At 31.9% G+C, this 19528-nt stretch carries 16 protein-coding genes and 1 other RNA gene; 16 read left to right on the top strand and 1 reads right to left on the bottom strand.

Annotation, left to right across the window (positions count from 1 at the left end):
* Positions 1-4: 4 nt before the first annotated feature.
* The 14 genes from ruvB to HMPREF2578_RS05445 all read left to right on the top strand — a co-directional run bounded on the left by ruvB (position 5) and on the right by HMPREF2578_RS05445 (position 17417).
* Entirely contained in the window at positions 5-1000 is a 996-nt protein-coding gene (gene ruvB / locus HMPREF2578_RS05510; RefSeq protein WP_017176160.1) for a Holliday junction branch migration DNA helicase RuvB, read from the top strand.
* Positions 1001-1009: 9 nt separating this feature from the next.
* Positions 1010-2035, top strand: coding sequence for a tRNA preQ1(34) S-adenosylmethionine ribosyltransferase-isomerase QueA (gene queA / locus HMPREF2578_RS05505; RefSeq protein WP_017176161.1), 1026 nt, complete (start codon positions 1010-1012; stop codon positions 2033-2035).
* Positions 2036-2054: 19 nt separating this feature from the next.
* Positions 2055-3194 carry a tRNA guanosine(34) transglycosylase Tgt gene (gene tgt / locus HMPREF2578_RS05500; RefSeq protein WP_017176162.1) on the top strand — a complete coding sequence of 380 codons (1140 nt, stop codon included), beginning with the start codon at positions 2055-2057 and terminating at the stop codon, positions 3192-3194.
* Between the two features lie 16 nt (positions 3195-3210).
* Positions 3211-3471, top strand: a complete 261-nt coding sequence (gene yajC, locus HMPREF2578_RS05495) for a preprotein translocase subunit YajC (protein WP_002448938.1) — start codon at positions 3211-3213, stop codon at positions 3469-3471.
* A 195-nt stretch (positions 3472-3666) separates the two neighbouring features.
* Complete coding sequence (secDF, locus tag HMPREF2578_RS05490) at positions 3667-5952, top strand: protein translocase subunit SecDF (protein ID WP_070508283.1); 2286 nt, start codon at positions 3667-3669, stop codon at positions 5950-5952.
* Positions 5953-6077: 125 nt separating this feature from the next.
* Positions 6078-8351: a single-stranded-DNA-specific exonuclease RecJ gene (gene recJ, locus HMPREF2578_RS05485; protein ID WP_070508282.1), complete on the top strand. Its 2274-nt coding sequence runs from the start codon at positions 6078-6080 to the stop codon at positions 8349-8351.
* A 21-nt stretch (positions 8352-8372) separates the two neighbouring features.
* The gene (locus tag HMPREF2578_RS05480; protein WP_019835427.1) at positions 8373-8891 is read left to right on the top strand and encodes an adenine phosphoribosyltransferase; all 519 of its coding nucleotides are present in this window, start codon (positions 8373-8375) and stop codon (positions 8889-8891) included.
* 333 nt (positions 8892-9224) lie between these two features.
* Positions 9225-11414 carry a RelA/SpoT family protein gene (locus tag HMPREF2578_RS05475; RefSeq protein ID WP_049419709.1) on the top strand — a complete coding sequence of 730 codons (2190 nt, stop codon included), beginning with the start codon at positions 9225-9227 and terminating at the stop codon, positions 11412-11414.
* Positions 11415-11429: 15 nt separating this feature from the next.
* Positions 11430-11882: a D-aminoacyl-tRNA deacylase gene (gene dtd, locus HMPREF2578_RS05470; RefSeq protein ID WP_049414958.1), complete on the top strand. Its 453-nt coding sequence runs from the start codon at positions 11430-11432 to the stop codon at positions 11880-11882.
* Entirely contained in the window at positions 11879-12754 is an 876-nt protein-coding gene (locus tag HMPREF2578_RS05465) for an N-acetylmuramoyl-L-alanine amidase family protein (RefSeq protein ID WP_017176168.1), read from the top strand. Before dtd ends, HMPREF2578_RS05465 begins: the two co-directional genes overlap by 4 nt.
* Before the next feature lie 351 nt (positions 12755-13105).
* A complete protein-coding gene (gene hisS, locus HMPREF2578_RS05460; RefSeq protein WP_019835425.1) occupies positions 13106-14383 on the top strand; it encodes a histidine--tRNA ligase in 1278 nt (425 codons plus the stop codon).
* On the top strand, positions 14383-16149 hold the full coding sequence (gene aspS / locus HMPREF2578_RS05455) for an aspartate--tRNA ligase (protein ID WP_017176170.1): 1767 nt from the start codon (positions 14383-14385) through the stop codon (positions 16147-16149). Before hisS ends, aspS begins: the two co-directional genes overlap by 1 nt.
* A gap of 212 nt (positions 16150-16361) precedes the next feature.
* Positions 16362-16552: non-coding RNA, 6S RNA (ssrS, locus tag HMPREF2578_RS05450), on the top strand.
* 88 nt (positions 16553-16640) lie between these two features.
* Positions 16641-17417, top strand: coding sequence for a tRNA threonylcarbamoyladenosine dehydratase (locus HMPREF2578_RS05445; protein ID WP_002455249.1), 777 nt, complete (start codon positions 16641-16643; stop codon positions 17415-17417).
* Between the two features lie 55 nt (positions 17418-17472).
* Here HMPREF2578_RS05445 and HMPREF2578_RS05440 read toward each other — a convergent pair whose 3' ends face one another.
* The gene (locus HMPREF2578_RS05440) at positions 17473-18741 is read right to left on the bottom strand and encodes a replication-associated recombination protein A (protein ID WP_017176171.1); all 1269 of its coding nucleotides are present in this window, start codon (positions 18739-18741) and stop codon (positions 17473-17475) included.
* Positions 18742-18824: 83 nt separating this feature from the next.
* Here HMPREF2578_RS05440 and cymR point away from each other — a divergent pair, with 83 nt between their 5' ends.
* Positions 18825-19247 carry a cysteine metabolism transcriptional regulator CymR gene (gene cymR, locus HMPREF2578_RS05435; protein WP_002448977.1) on the top strand — a complete coding sequence of 141 codons (423 nt, stop codon included), beginning with the start codon at positions 18825-18827 and terminating at the stop codon, positions 19245-19247.
* A 109-nt stretch (positions 19248-19356) separates the two neighbouring features.
* Positions 19357-19500 carry an SAS049 family protein gene (locus HMPREF2578_RS11000; protein ID WP_017176172.1) on the top strand — a complete coding sequence of 48 codons (144 nt, stop codon included), beginning with the start codon at positions 19357-19359 and terminating at the stop codon, positions 19498-19500.
* The last annotated feature ends 28 nt before the right edge of the window (positions 19501-19528 follow it).

Genomic DNA, 19528 nt, shown 5'->3' with positions numbered 1-19528 from the left:
AAATATGGATGATAGAATGGTAGATCAATCATTACACAATGAAGAATCTTCTTTTGAATTCTCACTCAGACCAACTAAATTAAAACAATATATTGGGCAATCATCAATAAAGAATAATTTAGAAGTTTTTATAAAAGCGGCTAAACTAAGGGATGAGCCATTAGATCATGTATTACTTTTTGGTCCTCCAGGATTAGGTAAAACAACACTTTCAAATATTATTGCTAATGAAATGGAAGTCAATATAAGAACTGTATCTGGTCCATCATTAGAGCGACCCGGAGATTTAGCGGCAATTTTATCAGGTTTACAGCCTGGAGATGTTTTATTTATTGATGAAATCCATCGCTTAAGTAGTGTAGTAGAAGAAGTTTTATACTCTGCTATGGAAGATTTTTTCTTAGATATTATTATCGGTAAAGGTGATGAAGCACGTAGTATACGTATTGATTTACCACCTTTTACTCTAGTAGGCGCGACAACACGTGCTGGAAGTCTAACAGGCCCTTTAAGAGATCGATTTGGTGTTCATTTAAGATTAGAGTACTATTCGGAATCAGATTTAAAAGAAATCATTATTCGAACTGCTGAAGTATTAGGTACAAAAATTGATGATGAAAGTGCAGTTGAGCTTGCTAAGCGTTCAAGAGGAACACCTCGTGTTGCAAATCGACTACTAAAAAGAGTAAGAGATTTTCAACAAGTAAATGAAGATGAACAAATTTATATCGAAACAACAAAGCAAGCTCTAAACTTATTACAAGTGGATGATGAAGGCTTAGATTACATTGATCATAAAATGATGAATTGTATTATTAATCAATATAATGGAGGTCCTGTGGGACTGGATACGATAGCAGTGTCAATTGGAGAAGAACGTATTACAATCGAAGATGTCTATGAACCCTTTTTAATACAAAAAGGATTTATAGAACGAACACCAAGAGGTAGAAAAGCGACACCATTTGCCTATGAACATTTCAAAAAAATTAAAGAATGAGGGAATAATATGAACGTTGAGGAGTTTGATTATCATTTACCTGAATCATTGATTGCTCAGACACCTTTAAAAAATAGAGATCAAAGTAGATTACTTGTGCTAGGTAGAAAGACCGGAAATATTGCACATAAACACTTTACAGATATTATGGATTATTTTGAACCTGGAGATACATTAGTATTAAATGATACACGTGTTATGCCAGCACGTTTATTCGGTTTAAAAGAAGAAACAGGTGCAAAGGTAGAAATGTTAATGCTTACTAGAATAGAGGACAATGACTGGGAAGTATTATTAAAACCAGCAAAACGTATTAAAGTAGGTAATACTTTATCATTTGGTAACGGCAAAATCATTGCTGAATGTATAAAAGAATTAGAACAAGGTGGGCGCATTATGCGTTTACATTATGAAGGTATTTTAGAAGAACGCTTAGATGAGTTAGGTGAAATGCCTTTACCACCTTATATTAAAGAACGTTTAGATGATCCGGATAGATATCAAACTGTGTATGCTAAAGAAAATGGTTCCGCTGCAGCGCCTACTGCAGGGTTACATTTTACAGATGAGCTTTTACAGAAAATAAAAGACAAAGGTGTCAATATTGCATTTATTACACTACATGTTGGCCTAGGTACCTTTAGACCAGTAAGTGTGGAGGATATTGATGATCATGAAATGCATAGTGAGTACTATCAAATGACTAAAGAAACGGCAGATATGCTGAATAAAACTAAAGAAAATGGGCATAGAATTATTTCTGTAGGTACGACGTCTACTAGAACGTTAGAAACAATTCGTCGTGATCATGAACAATTTGTCGCTACAAGTGGTTGGACAGATATATTTATTTATCCAGGGTTTGAATATAAAGCAATTGATGGGTTAATTACTAATTTTCATTTACCCAAATCAACATTAGTGATGTTAGTCTCTGCTTTTAGTAGTCGTGAATACATTTTGAATGCTTATAAAGAAGCGGTAAAACTTAAATATAGATTCTTTAGTTTTGGAGATGCAATGTTAATAATTTAATGAATGAGAGGTACAGATTATGCCAGCAGTAACTTATGAGCACATTAAAACATGTAAGCAATCAGGTGCACGTTTAGGGATTGTTCATACACCCCATGGCTCATTTGAAACACCCATGTTTATGCCAGTAGGTACGAAAGCAACAGTTAAAACAATGAGTCCAGAAGAGTTAAGACAAATTGAAGCTAGAATTATATTAGGAAATACGTATCATTTGTGGTTACAACCTGGAAATGATATTATCAAACAAGCTGGGGGCTTACATAAGTTCATGAATTGGGATGGCCCTATTCTTACAGATTCTGGTGGTTTCCAAGTGTTTAGTTTGAGTAATCTTAGAAAAATATCAGAAGAGGGTGTCGAATTTAGACATCATACAAATGGCTCTAAGTTGTTTTTAAGTCCAGAAAAATCAATGCAAATTCAAAATGACTTAGGTTCAGATATTATGATGGCATTTGATGAGTGTCCGCCTATGCCTGCCGAATATAAATACGTAAAAGATTCAATTGAACGTACAACAAGATGGGCTAAACGATGTCTTGAAGCACATCAACGTCCAGAGGACCAAGCATTATTTGGTATTATACAAGGTGGAGAGTACAAAGACTTAAGAGAACAAAGTGCTAAAGAACTTGTATCATTGGATTTTCCTGGATATGCTATTGGTGGTTTATCTGTAGGTGAACCAAAACCAGTGATGTACGATATGGTTGAACATACGGTTCAATTTATGCCAGAAGACAAACCAAGATACTTAATGGGAGTAGGATCACCTGATGCATTAATAGAATGTAGCATTCGCGGTATGGATATGTTTGATTGTGTGTTGCCAACACGCATAGCTAGAAATGGAACATGCATGACATCTCAAGGACGATTGGTTATAAAAAATGCTAAATATGCAGATGATTTTAGTCCTATAGATGCGAATTGTGATTGCTATACTTGTAAGAATTATACACGTGCATATATTAGACATCTAATTAAAGCAGAGGAAACGTTTGGTATCCGTCTTACTACTATTCATAATTTACATTTTCTGCTAAAATTAATGGAAGATATTAGACAGGCCATTCGAGAAGATCGTTTATTAGATTTTAAAGAAGAATTTTTCGAACAATATGGGCTAAATGTAGAGAACCCTAAAAACTTTTAATAAGGAGAACAATATAATGAATGTTTCAGCATTAATCTTGCCTATAATTTTAATTATAGTATTTTATTTCTTTTTAATTAGACCGCAACAAAAACGTGCGAAAGAACATCGTGAAATGATTAGTCGTATCGAAGCAGGTCAAAAAATTACAACTATTGGTGGAATCAAAGGAACTGTTAAAGCTGTGGATGAAACAGCAGTTGTAATCACAGTAAATGGTCATGGTACTGAAATGACATTTGAAAAACCTGCGATTAAACAAGTTGACCCATCATAAATTATAATAACAAGACATTCCAGACAACAAATTGTCGTGGAATGTTTTTTTATTAACTAGCTATCGTGATTACACTAATAAAAAGGTTATGTTAAGATAGATAAGTCTTGTCACATAGATGTAATCTTTAATTCACTTGCACATGGTTTATTAAAAGATTATTCTAATTACATAATTAAATAATGAGGTGTTCATGTGAAAAAAACAAGTAGAATAATTGCATTCATACTCATTGTAGCGCTACTATTTGTAGGTATGGGCTTTACATATAAGAATGTAGTTAAGAATGTAAATCTAGGTTTGGATTTACAAGGTGGTTTTGAAGTATTATATCAAGTTAAACCACTTGGCGGTGATGGTAAAATCGATGATAAGGCTTTACAATCTACTGCTCAAACTTTAGAAAATCGTGTTAATGTATTAGGCGTATCTGAGCCTCATATTCAAGTTGAAGACCCTGATAGAATTAGGGTACAGCTCGCAGGGGTAAAAAATCCTGATGAAGCTCGGAAAATTTTGTCTTCACAAGCAAATCTGACTATACGTGATGCTAATGATCATGTTAAATTAACAGGTAAAGATATTGTACAAGGTTCTGCAAAACAAGAATTTAAACAAGGTACAAACGAACCTGCAGTCACTTTTAAATTAAAAGATCGCGCGAAATTTAAAAAAGTTACAGAAGAAATTTCTAAAAAACAAGAAAACATGATGGTAGTGTGGTTAGATTATAAAAAAGGTGATAGCTATCATAAAGAGTTGGATAAACCTGAAGATAAACGGAAATACGTTTCAGCCGCTTCGGTGGATCAACCTATTAATTCAGACAGTGTAGAAATTTCAGGTGGCTTCCAGGGTCAACAAGGCGTAGAACGTGCTAAGCAAATTGCAGAATTGTTAAATGCAGGTTCATTACCAGTTGATTTAAAAGAAGTTTATTCTAATTCTGTAGGTGCACAATTTGGTCAAGATGCATTAGATAAAACAATCTTTGCATCAATGATTGGTGTTGCAATTATCTATTTATTTATGGTAGGTTTTTACAGATTACCAGGTATTGTGGCAGTGATTGCTTTAACAGTATATGTTTATTTAACATTGGTAGCATTTAACTTTATTTCAGGTGTACTTACATTACCAGGTTTAGCTGCCTTAGTATTAGGTGTAGGTATGGCTGTAGATGCAAATATCATCATGTATGAACGGATTAAAGATGAACTTAGAGTAGGACGAACGCTTAAACAGGCTTATTCTAAAGCAAATAAAAGTTCTTTCTTAACGATTTTTGATTCAAACTTAACAACTGTTATAGCAGCAGCAGTGTTATTCTTCTTTGGTCAAAGTTCAGTTAAAGGATTTGCTACGATGTTATTATTAGGTATTTTAATGATATTCATCACAGCTGTCTTTTTATCAAGAGGACTATTATCACTTTTAGTTTCTTCTAATTACTTTAAGAAGAAATATTGGATGTTTGGTGTAAATAAAAATAATCGCCATGATATCAATGAAGGTGTAGATGTTCATGACTTAAAAACAGCTTTTGAAAAATGGAATTTTGTTAAATTAGCAAAACCATTAATTGGAGTAAGTATTTTAATTTTAGTAATTGGTATAATTATTCTAAGTATATTTAAACTTAACTTAGGTATTGATTTCTCAGCTGGTACAAGAGTAGATCTTGATTCTGATACGAAGTTATCTCAAACTAAAGTTGAACGTACGATTAAAGATGTTGGTTTGACACCTGATCAAATTCAAATTAATGGTAATGACAATAAACAAGCAACAGTTCAATTTAAAAATGATTTATCTAAAGATGAAACTTTGAAACTTAATAAAGTCATTAATGATCAATATGGTCATAAACCGACAGTGAACACAGTCTCTCCAATGATTGGTCAAGAGTTAGCTAAAAATGCAATGAAAGCATTAATTTATGCAGCTATTGGGATTATTATCTATGTTTCATTAAGATTCGAATGGAGAATGGGGCTTTCTGCTGTCTTAGCATTACTTCATGATGTATTTATTATCGTTGCTTTATTCAGTTTATTAAGACTTGAAGTAGATATTACGTTTATCGCTGCAATCTTAACGATTGTAGGTTATTCAATAAATGATACAATTGTTACTTTCGACCGTGTAAGAGAAAATCTTCATAAAATTAAAGTCATAACAGAACCTCATCAAATCGATGATATTGTTAACCGATCTATTAGACAAACGATGACTCGTTCTGTTAATACAGTTCTTACAGTCGTTGTAGTAGTTATCGCCATACTGATCTTTGGTGCATCAAGTCTGTTTAACTTCTCATTAGCATTACTTATTGGATTATTATCTGGTGTATTCTCTTCTATCTTTATTGCAGTTCCACTATGGGGCATCATGAAGAAACATCAGTTGAAAAAATCTGAGAACGGTAAGCTTGTAGTTTATAAAGAGAAAAAATCAAATGATGAAAAAATCTTAGTATAATTAAATACATGATATAAAATTAGTGGAAGAAACAAAAGAATTCTAATTGAATTCAGTGTTTCTTCCTCTTTTTATTTATTCTTTTTTTAGGTATAATTGCTTGTGGAAAAAGGAAGGATAACTTTATGATTCAATCTAAATATAAATGGCTTTATGAAGCACCTAAACAAGATATATCGTCTGAGATTATTAAGGAATTTAATTTATCTCCTATTGTAAGAAAGATTTTAGAAAGTAAATCGATTACACAGTATGATGAGATAAATACATTAATTAATGGTACAAATAAAAAGCATGATTCATGGCTAATGAGTGATATGCGAAAAGCTGTTGATCGAATTAATTTAGCGATTGATAAACATGAAAGAATATTAGTATATGGAGACTATGATGCTGATGGCGTAACATCTACAACGATATTAGTTCAAACACTGCAAAAATTGGGCGCTGAAGTCGGTTGGTATATTCCTAATCGATTTAGCGAAGGTTATGGCCCAAATAAATACGCCTTTCAAAATGCTTACGATGAAGGCGTATCACTTATTATTACAGTTGATAATGGAATACAAGGTCATGAAGAAATTGAAATGGTACAAGCATTGGGAGTCGATGTAATTGTTACAGACCATCATGAAATAGGCCGTACATTACCAAAAGCATATGCCATTATTCATCCTATGCATCCAGAATTTGAATATCCATTTAAATATTTATGTGGAGCTGGTGTCGCATACAAATTATCGCAATGTTTAATAGATCATCCTCCAGAATATTTCATAGCGCTTGCAACTATTGGGACGATTGCAGATTTAGTGTCACTGACTGATGAAAACAGAACGATTGTTCAAGAAGGTCTTAAATATTTAAATCAATCCTGTCCATTTCAAATTCAATCATTATTAAATCAAGCAGGATTTAATGATGAAATAGATGAAGAAACAATTGGTTTCATTATTGGACCTCGTTTAAATGCGGTAGGTAGATTAGAAGATGCGTCATTAGCAGCGGAATTACTGATGGCAGAAGATTCTGAAGAGGCGAATTTTTTAGCTGAACAAGTAGAGGCATTTAACATTGAACGTAAAGATATTGTAGCTCAAATAACAGAAGAAGCCCTATTGATGGCTAATGAAAAAGTTGAAAATGGCGACAAATTTTTACTTTTAGCTAAAGAAGGATGGCATGAGGGAGTATTAGGTATTGTGGCTTCAAAAATTGTAGAAACTTATGCTTTACCCACTCTTATTTTAAATATAGATTTAGAACAACATCATGCAAAAGGTTCAGCTAGAAGTATTGAACAAGTGTCCATGTTCGAAATTTTAAGTGCACATCAAGATTTGATATCTAAATTTGGTGGTCATCATATGGCAGCTGGAATGACGATGGAGATTGATAATATTGATGCATTATCAAAAGGACTAAATGAGTGGATGGTTCAGCTTTCTAAACATACTTCTTTAGAACCAACAAAACATATTACGACTAAACTTTCAGAAGATGACATTACTGTATCAAATATTCATGATATTAAAATACTGAAACCGTTTGGTACTGATTTTGACAAACCTTTATTTGAATTGGATGATACAGAAGTTAATGATGTTAAAGCGATTGGAAAAGATAAAAATCATTTAAAATTAGTAACTGGTCAAGCTAAGTTACAACATTTATTTTGGAAAAATGGTGGTTTAATTACACAAATAGAATTAGGCCAACCTGTCAATATCATAGGACATTTACAAATAAATGAGTGGAATAACAATCAGACACCTCAAATGATTATACAAGATTTAGCGACTCAAAATGAGCAAATATTAGATTATAGAAGTAAACGTAAACAACTTAATATTGATACGTCATCTAATAATGTTGCTTTTGTCATTCATTCTAAAAAAGAGAAGTTAGGTGAGAATTATTTCCACTACGGTGAAACAATTGATTCATCATATAATACGATTGTGTTTCGTGATTTACCAACTGATTTAGATAGTGTTACACAATCTCTAAAACATTTAGAATACTCACAACTCTATTTAGTATTACACCATCAACATTCAATTTATTTTGAGGGGTTACCGAGTGCTCATCTATTTAAACAAAGTTATAGGGCACTATTTACTAAGAAAGAAATGAACTTAGAAAAAGAAGGGTTACAATTATGTCAATACTTAAATATTAAGCCAAATACTTTAAAGTTTATTTTAAAAGTATTTCTTGACCTAAGTTTTATTTACGAAGAAAATGGTATAATTAAAATAAATGATAATCCAAGTAAACAATCTATTGAGTCGAGTCAAGTTTATAAATCGAGACAGTCAAGAATTGAAGTTGAAAAATTAATGCTTTATGATGACTTTTCACATCTTAAGAATTGGATTAAAGCTCAAAAAGCGTAACGCATAGGAGGAAATTTTTAAATGGATTTAAAGCAATACGTATCTGAAGTACAAGACTGGCCTAAACCAGGTGTTAGTTTCAAAGATATTACAACTATTATGGACAATGGTGAAGCATACGGTTATGCAACTGATCAAATTGTAAAGTATGCAAAAGATCGTAACGTTGATATTGTTGTAGGCCCTGAAGCAAGAGGATTTATTATTGGCTGTCCAGTTGCGTACTCAATGGGAATTGGATTTGCACCTGTAAGAAAAGAAGGAAAATTACCACGTGAAGTTATTCGCTATGAATACGACTTGGAATATGGGACAAATGTTTTAACGATGCATAAAGATGCAATTAAACCAGGACAACGTGTTTTAATCACTGATGATTTATTAGCGACAGGTGGAACAATCGAAGCGGCTATTAAATTAGTAGAAGAATTAGGTGGTATTGTTGTTGGAATAGCTTTTATTATTGAATTAAAATATTTAAATGGTATGGAAAAAATTAAAGACTATGATGTCATGAGTTTAATTTCTTACGATGAATAGTCATTAATTTAGTAACTAGATTAATATATATTAAAGCGAGTGTAGGAATTCAGATTGAATACTATCTCGCTTTTTTTATTATCGTTGCATCATCATTAATCTAATCACATTTATTTATTTAAAAACTTGTAGTATTATATAACTATTATTTAAACCAAAGTTAATCTTTTAGAGATTTTAATACTTTTGTTAAAATTACATTAATACTCACGCATCTTTAATTAATAGGAGTGGTACTCGGATTAATTAAGTAATGAAAAGAAATTTCTTGATTTTCAATGATTCGGTTATCGGTAGAGTATTTGAAATATTAAAAAGTCGGGGTGTCATATATTGAATAACGAGTATCCATATAGTGCTGATGAAGTACTAAATAAAGCTAAATCCTATTTATCAGCAGATGATTATCAATATGTTTTAAAAAGTTATCATATTGCTTATGAAGCACATCAAGGACAGTTTCGAAAAAATGGGCTACCTTATATCATGCATCCAATTCAAGTAGCAGGTATATTAACAGAAATGCGCTTAGATGGACCAACAATTGTAGCTGGCTTTTTACATGATGTGATAGAGGATACACCATATACATTTGAAGATGTAAAGAATATGTTTAATGAAGAAATTGCACGAATTGTAGATGGTGTAACTAAGTTAAAAAAAGTTAAATACCGTTCTAAAGAGGAACAACAAGCTGAAAATCATAGAAAGTTATTTATTGCGATAGCTAAGGATGTTCGTGTCATATTAGTTAAATTAGCTGACCGCTTACATAATATGAGAACGTTAAAAGCAATGGCTAGAGAAAAACAAATTCGTATTTCAAAAGAAACATTAGAAATCTATGCACCTTTAGCGCATCGTCTAGGTATTAATACCATTAAATGGGAATTGGAAGATATTGCATTACGTTATATTGATAGTGTACAGTATTTTAGAATTGTTAATTTAATGAAGAAAAAACGTAGTGAACGTGAAGCATATATTCAAAATGCTATGGATAAAATTCAAACTGAAATGAATAAAATGAATATCCAAGGTGAAATAAGCGGTCGCCCTAAACATATTTACAGTATTTATCGTAAGATGATAAAACAAAAAAAACAATTTGATCAAATATTTGATTTATTAGCTATACGAGTGATTGTGAATTCAATTAATGATTGTTATGCTATTTTAGGCTTGGTTCATACATTATGGAAACCGATGCCAGGTCGTTTTAAAGATTATATCGCTATGCCAAAGCAAAATATGTATCAATCATTACACACTACTGTTGTTGGACCTAATGGTGATCCTTTAGAGATTCAAATTCGAACATTTGAAATGCACGAAATTGCTGAGCATGGGGTGGCAGCGCATTGGGCATATAAAGAAGGTAAAACAATAAATTCTAAAACACAAGATTTCCAAAATAAACTTAACTGGTTAAAAGAACTTGCAGAAACTGACCATACATCTTCAGATGCACAAGAATTTATGGAATCACTTAAATATGATTTACAAAGTGATAAAGTATATGCGTTTACGCCTGCAAGTGATGTGATTGAATTACCTTATGGCGCAGTCCCTATTGATTTTGCTTATGCCATCCATAGCGAAGTGGGTAATAAAATGATTGGCGCAAAAGTCAATGGTAAAATTGTGCCTATTGATTATATGCTTAAGACAGGCGATATTATTGAAATTCGCACAAGTAAACATTCATATGGTCCAAGTAGAGATTGGTTGAAAATTGTTAAATCATCTGGAGCAAAAAGTAAGATAAAAAGTTTCTTTAAAAAGCAAGATCGTTCTTCTAATATAGAAAAAGGTAAATTTATGGTAGAAGCGGAAATTAAAGAACAAGGTTATCGAGTTGATGAGATTCTAACAGAAAAAAATATTGAAGTCGTTAACGAAAAATATCATTTTGCCAATGATGACGATTTATATGCTGCAGTAGGTTTTGGTGGTGTTACTGCTTTACAAGTAGTGAATAAATTAACGGAAAGACAGCGTATACAAGATAAACAAAAAGCATTAAATGAAGCACAAGAAGTCATTAAAACGTCACCAATTAAAGAAGATATCATTACTGATAGTGGGGTTTATGTCGAAGGATTAGAGAATGTTTTAATCAAATTATCTAAATGTTGTAATCCAATTCCTGGTGATGATATTGTTGGATATATCACTAAAGGACATGGTATTAAAGTTCATAGATCAGATTGCCCAAATATTAAAAATGAAAACGAGAGATTAATTAATGTCGAATGGGTTAAATCAAAAGATTCAACACAACGTTATCAAGTAGATTTAGAAGTCAATGCATATGATCGAAATGGGTTACTCAATGAAGTGATTCAAGCCGTAAATTCAACCGTAGGAAGTATTATTAAAATGAATGCACGATCTGATATTGACAAAAATGCAATCATTACAATTAGTGTTATGGTTAAAAATGTAAATGATGTATTTCGTGTAGTTGAAAAACTTAAACAATTGAGTGATATTTATACAGTTTCTAGAGTATGGAATTAAAAGAGGTGCTAAGATATGAAAATAGTTGTACAAAGAGTAAAACGAGCATCTGTCACTAATAAATTTATTCATAACCAAATTGAAAAAGGTTATTGTTTATTAGTAGGTGTTGGGAAAAATTCGACGGAATCTGATATAGAAGTATTAGCGAAGAAAATTGTTAATGCACGTTTGTTTGAAGATGATAACGGAAAATTAAATTTAAATATTCAACAAATTAATGGTGCGATTTTATCTATTTCTCAATTTACACTTTATGCAGAAGTTAAAAAAGGTAATAGACCAGGTTTCTCACAATCCATGCGACCTGAAGATGCCAAAATATTATACGATAAGTTTAACTCTGAACTTCAAAAGTATGATATTGATGTTCAAACTGGTGAATTTGGGACAGATATGGAAGTAGAAATTATTAATGATGGTCCCGTAACGATTATATATGAAAGTCAGGATGGCAAAGTAATATGAATAAATTAGATACATGGTTAACCAAACATGATCTAAAAAATATGTTGACGTTAGTAGTAGTGTTATTATTTATTCTTTTTATAATATTATTATTTTTGTTTATGAATCATAATGATCAAGATAGTAATAGACTAACAATAACAGAAGATGCTGAAATAAGAACAGGACCTAATGCAGGATATCCGGTGATATATAAAGTTGAAAAAGGAGATAGTTTTAAAAAATTAAAGACGTCAGGAAAATGGATTGAAGTCCAAAATGCTAAAGGAGATGAAAAAGGATGGGTTGCTGGTTGGCATACGAGTTTGAATATTAAAGCTGATGTCAGTAAACAGGAAAATCCTTTTAAGAATAAAACTGTGGTGCTTGATCCTGGTCATGGAGGGAGTGATCAGGGAGCCTCAAGTTCCACGGCTCTTAAATCTCTCGAAAAAAACTATACTTTGAAAACAGCACTTGAATTAAAACGTGCATTAGAAAAAGCAGGAGCGCATGTTAAATTGACGAGAACAGATGATAGTTATGTAAGCTTAGATAATAGAAAAGCGACAGGTGATGTATTTATAAGTATTCATAATGATTCATTAGATAGTCATAATGCTAATGGCGCTACTGTATATTGGTATCAAAATAGTCAAGAAACATTAGCAGAAGTATTAAATGCGAATATTCAAAAAAAGTCATTACTTTCTAATCGTGGTGTGCGTCAACAAAATTATCAAGTTTTAAGACAAACGAATAAACCAGCTGTGTTACTTGAATTGGGCTATATAAGTAATCCTACCGATGAAAAAATGATTAGAAATCAATTACATAGACAGGTTGTAGAAGAAGCGGTTGTAGATGGATTAAAACAATATTTTGCTTCATAATACTTGCAAACTTTTCCTAAAATCGGTATCATAATCAGTGAACTTTATAAATAATACCGTTTGTATTCTTGAAAAGACTAATGAAATAGTGAACAATCATATTGATTGTGAAGAGAAGTAATCCTAGGCTGAAAGATTATACTAGTACATTGGTATCTTTGAACACAAGAAAAGGTGCTTTGATAAAATAAAGCCGGTTTGCGTACGTTACACGTGATGAGTGGAGAATATTTTTATTCTCAATTAGGGTGGCAACACGGCATATCGTCCCTTATATAGCATGAAGCTATATAAGGGACTTTTTTATTAAAGAAATTTAATAGTTAACAACAATTTAGAAGGAGTGATTGTATGATTAAGATTCCTAGAGGAACGCAAGATATTTTACCTCAAGAGTCTGCAAAATGGCGATATATTGAAAATAAATTAGATGAATTAATGAAATTATACAATTATAAAGAAATACGTACACCAATATTTGAAAGTACTGACTTATTTGCAAGAGGTGTAGGAGATTCTACTGATGTCGTTCAAAAAGAGATGTATACGTTTAAAGACAAAGGCGATAGAAGTATCACTTTAAGACCTGAAGGAACTGCAGCAGTCGTGCGATCATATATTGAAAATAAAATGCAAGGTGAACCTAATCAACCTATTAAGCTTTACTATAACGGACCAATGTTTAGATACGAACGAAAACAAAAAGGACGTTATCGACAATTTAATCAATTTGGTGTAGAAGCAATAGGAGCAGAAAATCCAAGTATTGATGCAGAAGTATTAGCAATGGTAATGCATATATATGAATCATTTGGTTTAAAACATTTAAAGCTAGTGATTAATAGTATAGGAGATCAAGCATCTCGTAAAGAATATAACGAAGCATTAATTAAGCATTTTGAACCTGTCATTGATACATTTTGTAATGATTGTCAATCACGTTTGCATACAAATCCAATGAGAATCTTAGATTGTAAGGTTGATAGAGACAAAGAAGCAGTTAAACATGCTCCAAGAATTACAGATTACTTAAATGATGAATCAAAGGCATATTATGAAGCGGTTAAACATCATTTAGATCAACTAGGTATCAATTATGTTGAAGATCCTAATTTAGTGCGTGGACTTGATTATTATACTCATACAGCATTTGAACTCATGATGGATAATCCAAATTATGACGGTGCTATTACTACACTATGTGGTGGAGGTCGTTATAATGGACTTCTTGAGTTGTTAGATGGTCCTAAGCAAACAGGAATAGGTTTTGCCCTTAGTATTGAACGATTACTTCTTGCACTTGAAGAAGAAGACATAGAATTGAATGTGGATGAAGATTTCGATTTATTTGTCGTAACGATGGGTGAAAAAGCAGAACAATATAGCGTGAAACTTTTAAATGATTTAAGAAAACATGGCGTGAAAGCTGATAAAGATTACTTAAATCGAAAAATTAAGGGACAAATGAAACAAGCTGATCGTTTAAATGCTAAATATACGATTGTAATAGGTGACCAAGAGCTAGACAATAATAAAATTGATGTTAAAGAAATGTCTACTGGTGAAACAAAAACAATTCAATTAGATGAAGTAGTTAGTTTCTTTAATAAAGAAAAGGAGAATAAATAATGGGTAAAAGAACAACATATTGTGGTTTAGTAACTGAAGAATTATTAGGTCAGAAAGTAACACTAAAAGGTTGGGTTCATAACCGACGCGATTTAGGTGGCCTTATTTTTGTTGATTTACGTGATAGAGAGGGAATTGTACAAATTGTATTTAATCCAGATTTTTCAAAAGAAGCTCTATCTATTGCTGAAACTGTAAGATCAGAATATGTAGTCGAAGTTGAAGGTTCAGTAACTAAAAGAGACCCAGAAACAGTTAATCCAAAAATTAAAACGGGTCAAGTAGAAGTTCAAGTATCTAATATTCGTATAATTAATAAATCAGCGACGCCTCCATTTTCAATTAATGAAGAAAATCAAAGTGTTGATGAAAATATTCGTCTTAAATATCGCTATTTAGATTTAAGACGACCAGAATTAGCTCAAACATTTAAAATGAGACATCAAACGACTCGATCAATTCGTCAATACCTTGATAATAATGGTTTCTTTGATATTGAAACACCCGTATTAACAAAATCTACACCAGAAGGTGCGAGGGACTATTTAGTGCCATCTCGTGTACATGAAGGCGAATTTTACGCTTTACCACAATCACCACAGTTATTTAAACAATTATTGATGATTAGTGGTTTTGATAAATACTATCAAATTGTAAAATGTTTCCGTGATGAGGATTTACGTGCTGATCGTCAACCTGAATTCACACAAGTAGATATCGAAATGAGTTTTGTTGATCAAGAAGATATTATTCAAATGGGCGAGGAAATGCTTTCTAAAGTTGTAAAAGATGTAAAAGGTATTGATATTCAAACACCATTCCCTCGTATGACATATGATGAAGCAATGAAACGATATGGTTCTGATAAACCAGATACACGTTTTGGTATGGAATTGCAAGATGTGTCCCAATTAGGAAAAGAAATGGATTTCAAAGTGTTTAAAGATACTGTAGAACACGGCGGAGAAGTTAAAGCAATCGTTGCTGAAGGTGCTGCAGATAACTATACACGTAAAGATATGGATGGATTAACAGAATTTGTAAATATCTATGGTGCTAAGGGTCTAGCTTGGGTGAAAGTTGTAGATGAAGGCTTAAGTGGTCCGATAGCAAGATTCTTTGAAGAAGAGAATGTTAACACATTAAAAGAATTAACAGGTGCTAAACCTGGAGATTTAGTAATGTTTGTTGCAGATAAGCCAAATGTTGTTGCACAAAGTTTAGGTGCACTTCGAATTAAAATTGCAAAAGAATTAAAATTAATTGATGAATCAAAATTAAACTTCTTATGGGTAACAGATTGGCCTTTATTAGAATATGATGAAGATGCTAAACGTTATGTTGCTGCGCATCATCCGTTTACATCACCTAAAGAAGAAGATATTGCTAAACTAGATTCTGAACCTGAAAAAGTTCAAGCAAATGCTTATGACGTTGTATTAAATGGATACGAATTAGGCGGTGGATCAATCAGAATATCTGATGGAGAATTACAAGAAAAAATGTTTGAAGTTTTAGGATTTACTAAAGAACAAGCTAGAGAGCAATTTGGTTTCTTATTAGATGCCTTTAAATACGGCGCACCACCACATGGAGGCATCGCTTTAGGTCTAGATAGACTAGTTATGTTACTCACAAATAGAACTAATTTACGTGATACTATCGCTTTCCCTAAAACTGCTTCTGCAACTTGCTTATTAACGGATGCACCAAGTGAAGTATCAGATAAACAATTAGAAGAATTATCATTAAGAATTCGTCATTAATCTTCATTTTTAAAATAGAATAATTTAGTGCTAAATTGGGACGGGAATTGAGTTTCTGTTCCAATTTTTATATACACTAACTTAAATTTTAAATAACAATAATTATATTATGTAAACTTATATATTTAAAAATATTTTAAAAATAAACATCCTCATACAATATTTAAGGATTTATTTAATAAGCTCTTTATGATAAAATATGTCTATAAGATAGTCATCTGTGTTGTTCGTATGTTTGCTTTTTATTTGGGCCTAACACTTTTTGATCAGGGAGCCCAATAGGTTTTCTTGCAGCGCACACGCCTCATTTGGAGGACTTGCAAAACAAGAAACAGGGCACCCACCTGTATATAGCAGGCCGAATGATCAAGCTTTTTATAACTACGGCAACTACGGACTCTATCGGTACGTAAGGCTTTAGGCCTTACGTATTTTTTTTTGCTTTTTTCTGTTAATATAGTATTAATATTTGCTAAGTAAAGGAGTTAATTATGAAACATCAATTTTCTAGAAATGAATTAGCCTATGGACAAGAAGGACTAGATTTACTAAAAGACAAGACAGTAGCGGTCTTAGGGGTAGGTGGAGTTGGTTCATTTGCTGCTGAAGCTTTAGCAAGAACTAACATTGGTCACATTATTCTTATTGATAAAGATGACGTAGATATCACTAATGTAAACCGTCAAATTCATGCATTAACTACTACCATAGGTCAAAGTAAAGTAACATTAATGGAAGAACGAATTAAACTCATCAATCCAAATTGTAAAGTTACACCTCTTCACATGTTTTATACTGAAGAGACATATGAAGATATTTTTAATAATTACAATATTGATTATTTTATCGATGCAAGTGACACGATTATATACAAAGTTCATTTAATGAAAGAATGTTTAGATAGAGGAATCAAGTTGATTTCAAGTATGGGCGCTGCGAATAAAATAGATCCAACACGTTTCAAAATTGCTGATATTTCAAAAACATATATGGATCCAATGGCAAAAATTATTCGTAACAAGTTGAAAAAACTTGGAATAAAAAAAGGTGTTCCTGTTGTTTTTTCAGATGAGAGTCCAATAGTTATTCGTGAAGATGTTAAGAAAACTGTTGGAGATGCAAATGCAATAAATCGAAAAGGTCAAATGCCTCCATCATCGAATGCATTTGTACCAAGCACAGTAGGTTTAATTTGTGCAAGTTATGTCGTAAATGATATTTTAAAAGATATTCCTGTACGTAGAATTAAAGATAAAGGTAATAACTAACAAAAAACCTATGGAAGAGATGAATGAAGTATTATCATCTTTTCCATAGGTTTTATTAGTTTTTATGATTTAAATTATCATACACTATTTTAAATTGTTGTTCACTTTTAGAAGTTGTTTTTGGTTCATAATATATTTTATTTTTTAAAGCGTCAGGTAAATATTGCTGTTTAATATAACCATTCTCATAATCATGAGGATATTTATAACCGATAGATCGGCCTAAGTCTTTTGCTCCTTGATAGTGACCATCACGTAGGTGATTAGGTATTTGACCAACTTTGCCTTTTCTGATATCACTTAATGCACTATCAATTGCTTTTATAGCTGAATTAGACTTAGGAGATAGTGATAATTCAATTACTGCTTGACTTAGAGGAATTCGTGCTTCAGGCAATCCGAGTCGTTCAGCTGATTGAATAGCTGCTAGTGTTCTTTGACCAGCACTTGGAGAAGCTAAGCCAATATCTTCATAACTAATGACGAGTAAACGTCGTACGATTGTTGGAAGATCACCTGCTTCGATTAGTCTCGCCAAATAATGTAAAGCAGCATTAACGTCACTTCCACGAATAGACTTTTGAAATGCACTCATGACATCATAATGCATGTCACCATCTTTATCACTGATAAAAGCACCTTTTTGTAAACAATCTTTAGCATCTTCTAAAGTAACATGACGTTGATTATTGGAAACTTTAGCACTTAATACTGCTAATTCCAAAGCATTTAAAGCGCTTCTTACATCACCATGACTTTGAGTAGAGAAATATTTTAGTGCATCTTCATCAATTTTTGGTTGATACGATTTTAAACCATTTTGATCATCATTTAATGCTCTAGTTAATGCTTGATATACATCCTTTTCATCAAGTGGATATAATTCAAAAATTTGTACACGTGAGCGAATCGCTGGATTAATTGCATGATAAGGGTTAGAAGTTGTAGCACCAATTAAAATGATTTTACCATTTTCTAAATGTGGTAATAAAAAATCCTGTTTTGCTTTATCTAAGCGGTGAATCTCATCTAATAATAAAATGACTTGTCCTGACATTTTAGCTTCTTCAACTATCATTTGCATATCTTTTTTTGTATTCGTTACTGCATTTAATTGTCTAAATTTATATTCAGTACTGCCAGCAATGGCTTTAGCAATACTAGTTTTTCCAATTCCAGGAGGTCCATAAAAAATCATAGAAGATAATTTTTTAGTTTCTACCATACGTCTTATAATGCCTCTTGGACCAACTAGATGTTGTTGTGAAATAATTTCATTTATATTTGTAGGCCTCATTCTTGAAGCTAAAGGTTCTGTATTCAATTTTTTCACACCTTTCTATTACTATATTAACTGAAAAAATGATAGAATGGGACTATATTATTCGAATTAAGTGAGGTAAAACTATGAAAATATCAACGAAAGGGAGATATGGGTTAACTTTAATGATTTCCCTAGCAAAAAGAGAGGGGCAAGGGTGTGTATCATTAAAAACAATTGCTGAAGAAAATCATTTAAGTGATTTATATTTAGAACAACTCGTGGGTCCGTTAAGAAATGCTGGATTAATTCGAAGTATTCGTGGCGCTAAGGGTGGATATCAATTAAGAGTCCCATCTGAAGAAATTTCAGCTGGCGATATTATTCGCTTATTAGAAGGACCTATTACTATTGTAGAAAGTATAGATTCTGAACCACCAGCACAAAAAGAATTATGGTTGCGAATGAGAGATGCTGTTAGAGAAGTTTTAGATAATACAACATTAAAATATTTAGCTGATTTTGTAGAATCAGATAACGATTTAGATGGTTATATGTTTTACATTTAAAAATTTAAATTTATTATGTTTAAAACTTTTTTGTTGTGGTATTGGATTAATATAAGTAAAAATTATTTATTAAAAATTAAATGCTTAAATTCGAAAGGAGAATTTCAACATGGGATTCATGGATAAAGCAAAAGATGCAGCAGAGAAATTTAAAAATAGCGATAACGAACAAGTAAATAAAGTAAAAGATAAAATTAATGAATATACTGGCGGAAATAATGACAGTAAAGATGACAAAAAAGACAATAAATAATTAAAATTGTGAGTGGTGATTTTGATCA

It is taken from the genome of Staphylococcus sp. HMSC072H03 (genome assembly GCF_001809305.1).
Classification (GTDB): Bacteria; Bacillota; Bacilli; order Staphylococcales; family Staphylococcaceae; genus Staphylococcus; species Staphylococcus hominis.
The sequence above is the reverse complement of the archived record's forward strand: the minus strand, read 5'-3'. Positions and strand labels throughout refer to the sequence as shown.

Coding starts and splice junctions, on each gene's coding strand:
- cymR (WP_002448977.1), top strand. CDS start 18,825: ATGAAAATATCAACGAAAGGGAGATATGGGTTAACTTTAATGATTTCC.
- recJ (WP_070508282.1), top strand. CDS start 6,078: ATGATTCAATCTAAATATAAATGGCTTTATGAAGCACCTAAACAAGAT.
- tgt (WP_017176162.1), top strand. CDS start 2,055: ATGCCAGCAGTAACTTATGAGCACATTAAAACATGTAAGCAATCAGGT.
- aspS (WP_017176170.1), top strand. CDS start 14,383: ATGGGTAAAAGAACAACATATTGTGGTTTAGTAACTGAAGAATTATTA.
- yajC (WP_002448938.1), top strand. CDS start 3,211: ATGAATGTTTCAGCATTAATCTTGCCTATAATTTTAATTATAGTATTT.
- HMPREF2578_RS05445 (WP_002455249.1), top strand. CDS start 16,641: ATGAAACATCAATTTTCTAGAAATGAATTAGCCTATGGACAAGAAGGA.
- hisS (WP_019835425.1), top strand. CDS start 13,106: ATGATTAAGATTCCTAGAGGAACGCAAGATATTTTACCTCAAGAGTCT.
- HMPREF2578_RS05480 (WP_019835427.1), top strand. CDS start 8,373: ATGGATTTAAAGCAATACGTATCTGAAGTACAAGACTGGCCTAAACCA.
- dtd (WP_049414958.1), top strand. CDS start 11,430: ATGAAAATAGTTGTACAAAGAGTAAAACGAGCATCTGTCACTAATAAA.
- HMPREF2578_RS05465 (WP_017176168.1), top strand. CDS start 11,879: ATGAATAAATTAGATACATGGTTAACCAAACATGATCTAAAAAATATG.
- queA (WP_017176161.1), top strand. CDS start 1,010: ATGAACGTTGAGGAGTTTGATTATCATTTACCTGAATCATTGATTGCT.
- HMPREF2578_RS11000 (WP_017176172.1), top strand. CDS start 19,357: ATGGGATTCATGGATAAAGCAAAAGATGCAGCAGAGAAATTTAAAAAT.
- ruvB (WP_017176160.1), top strand. CDS start 5: ATGGATGATAGAATGGTAGATCAATCATTACACAATGAAGAATCTTCT.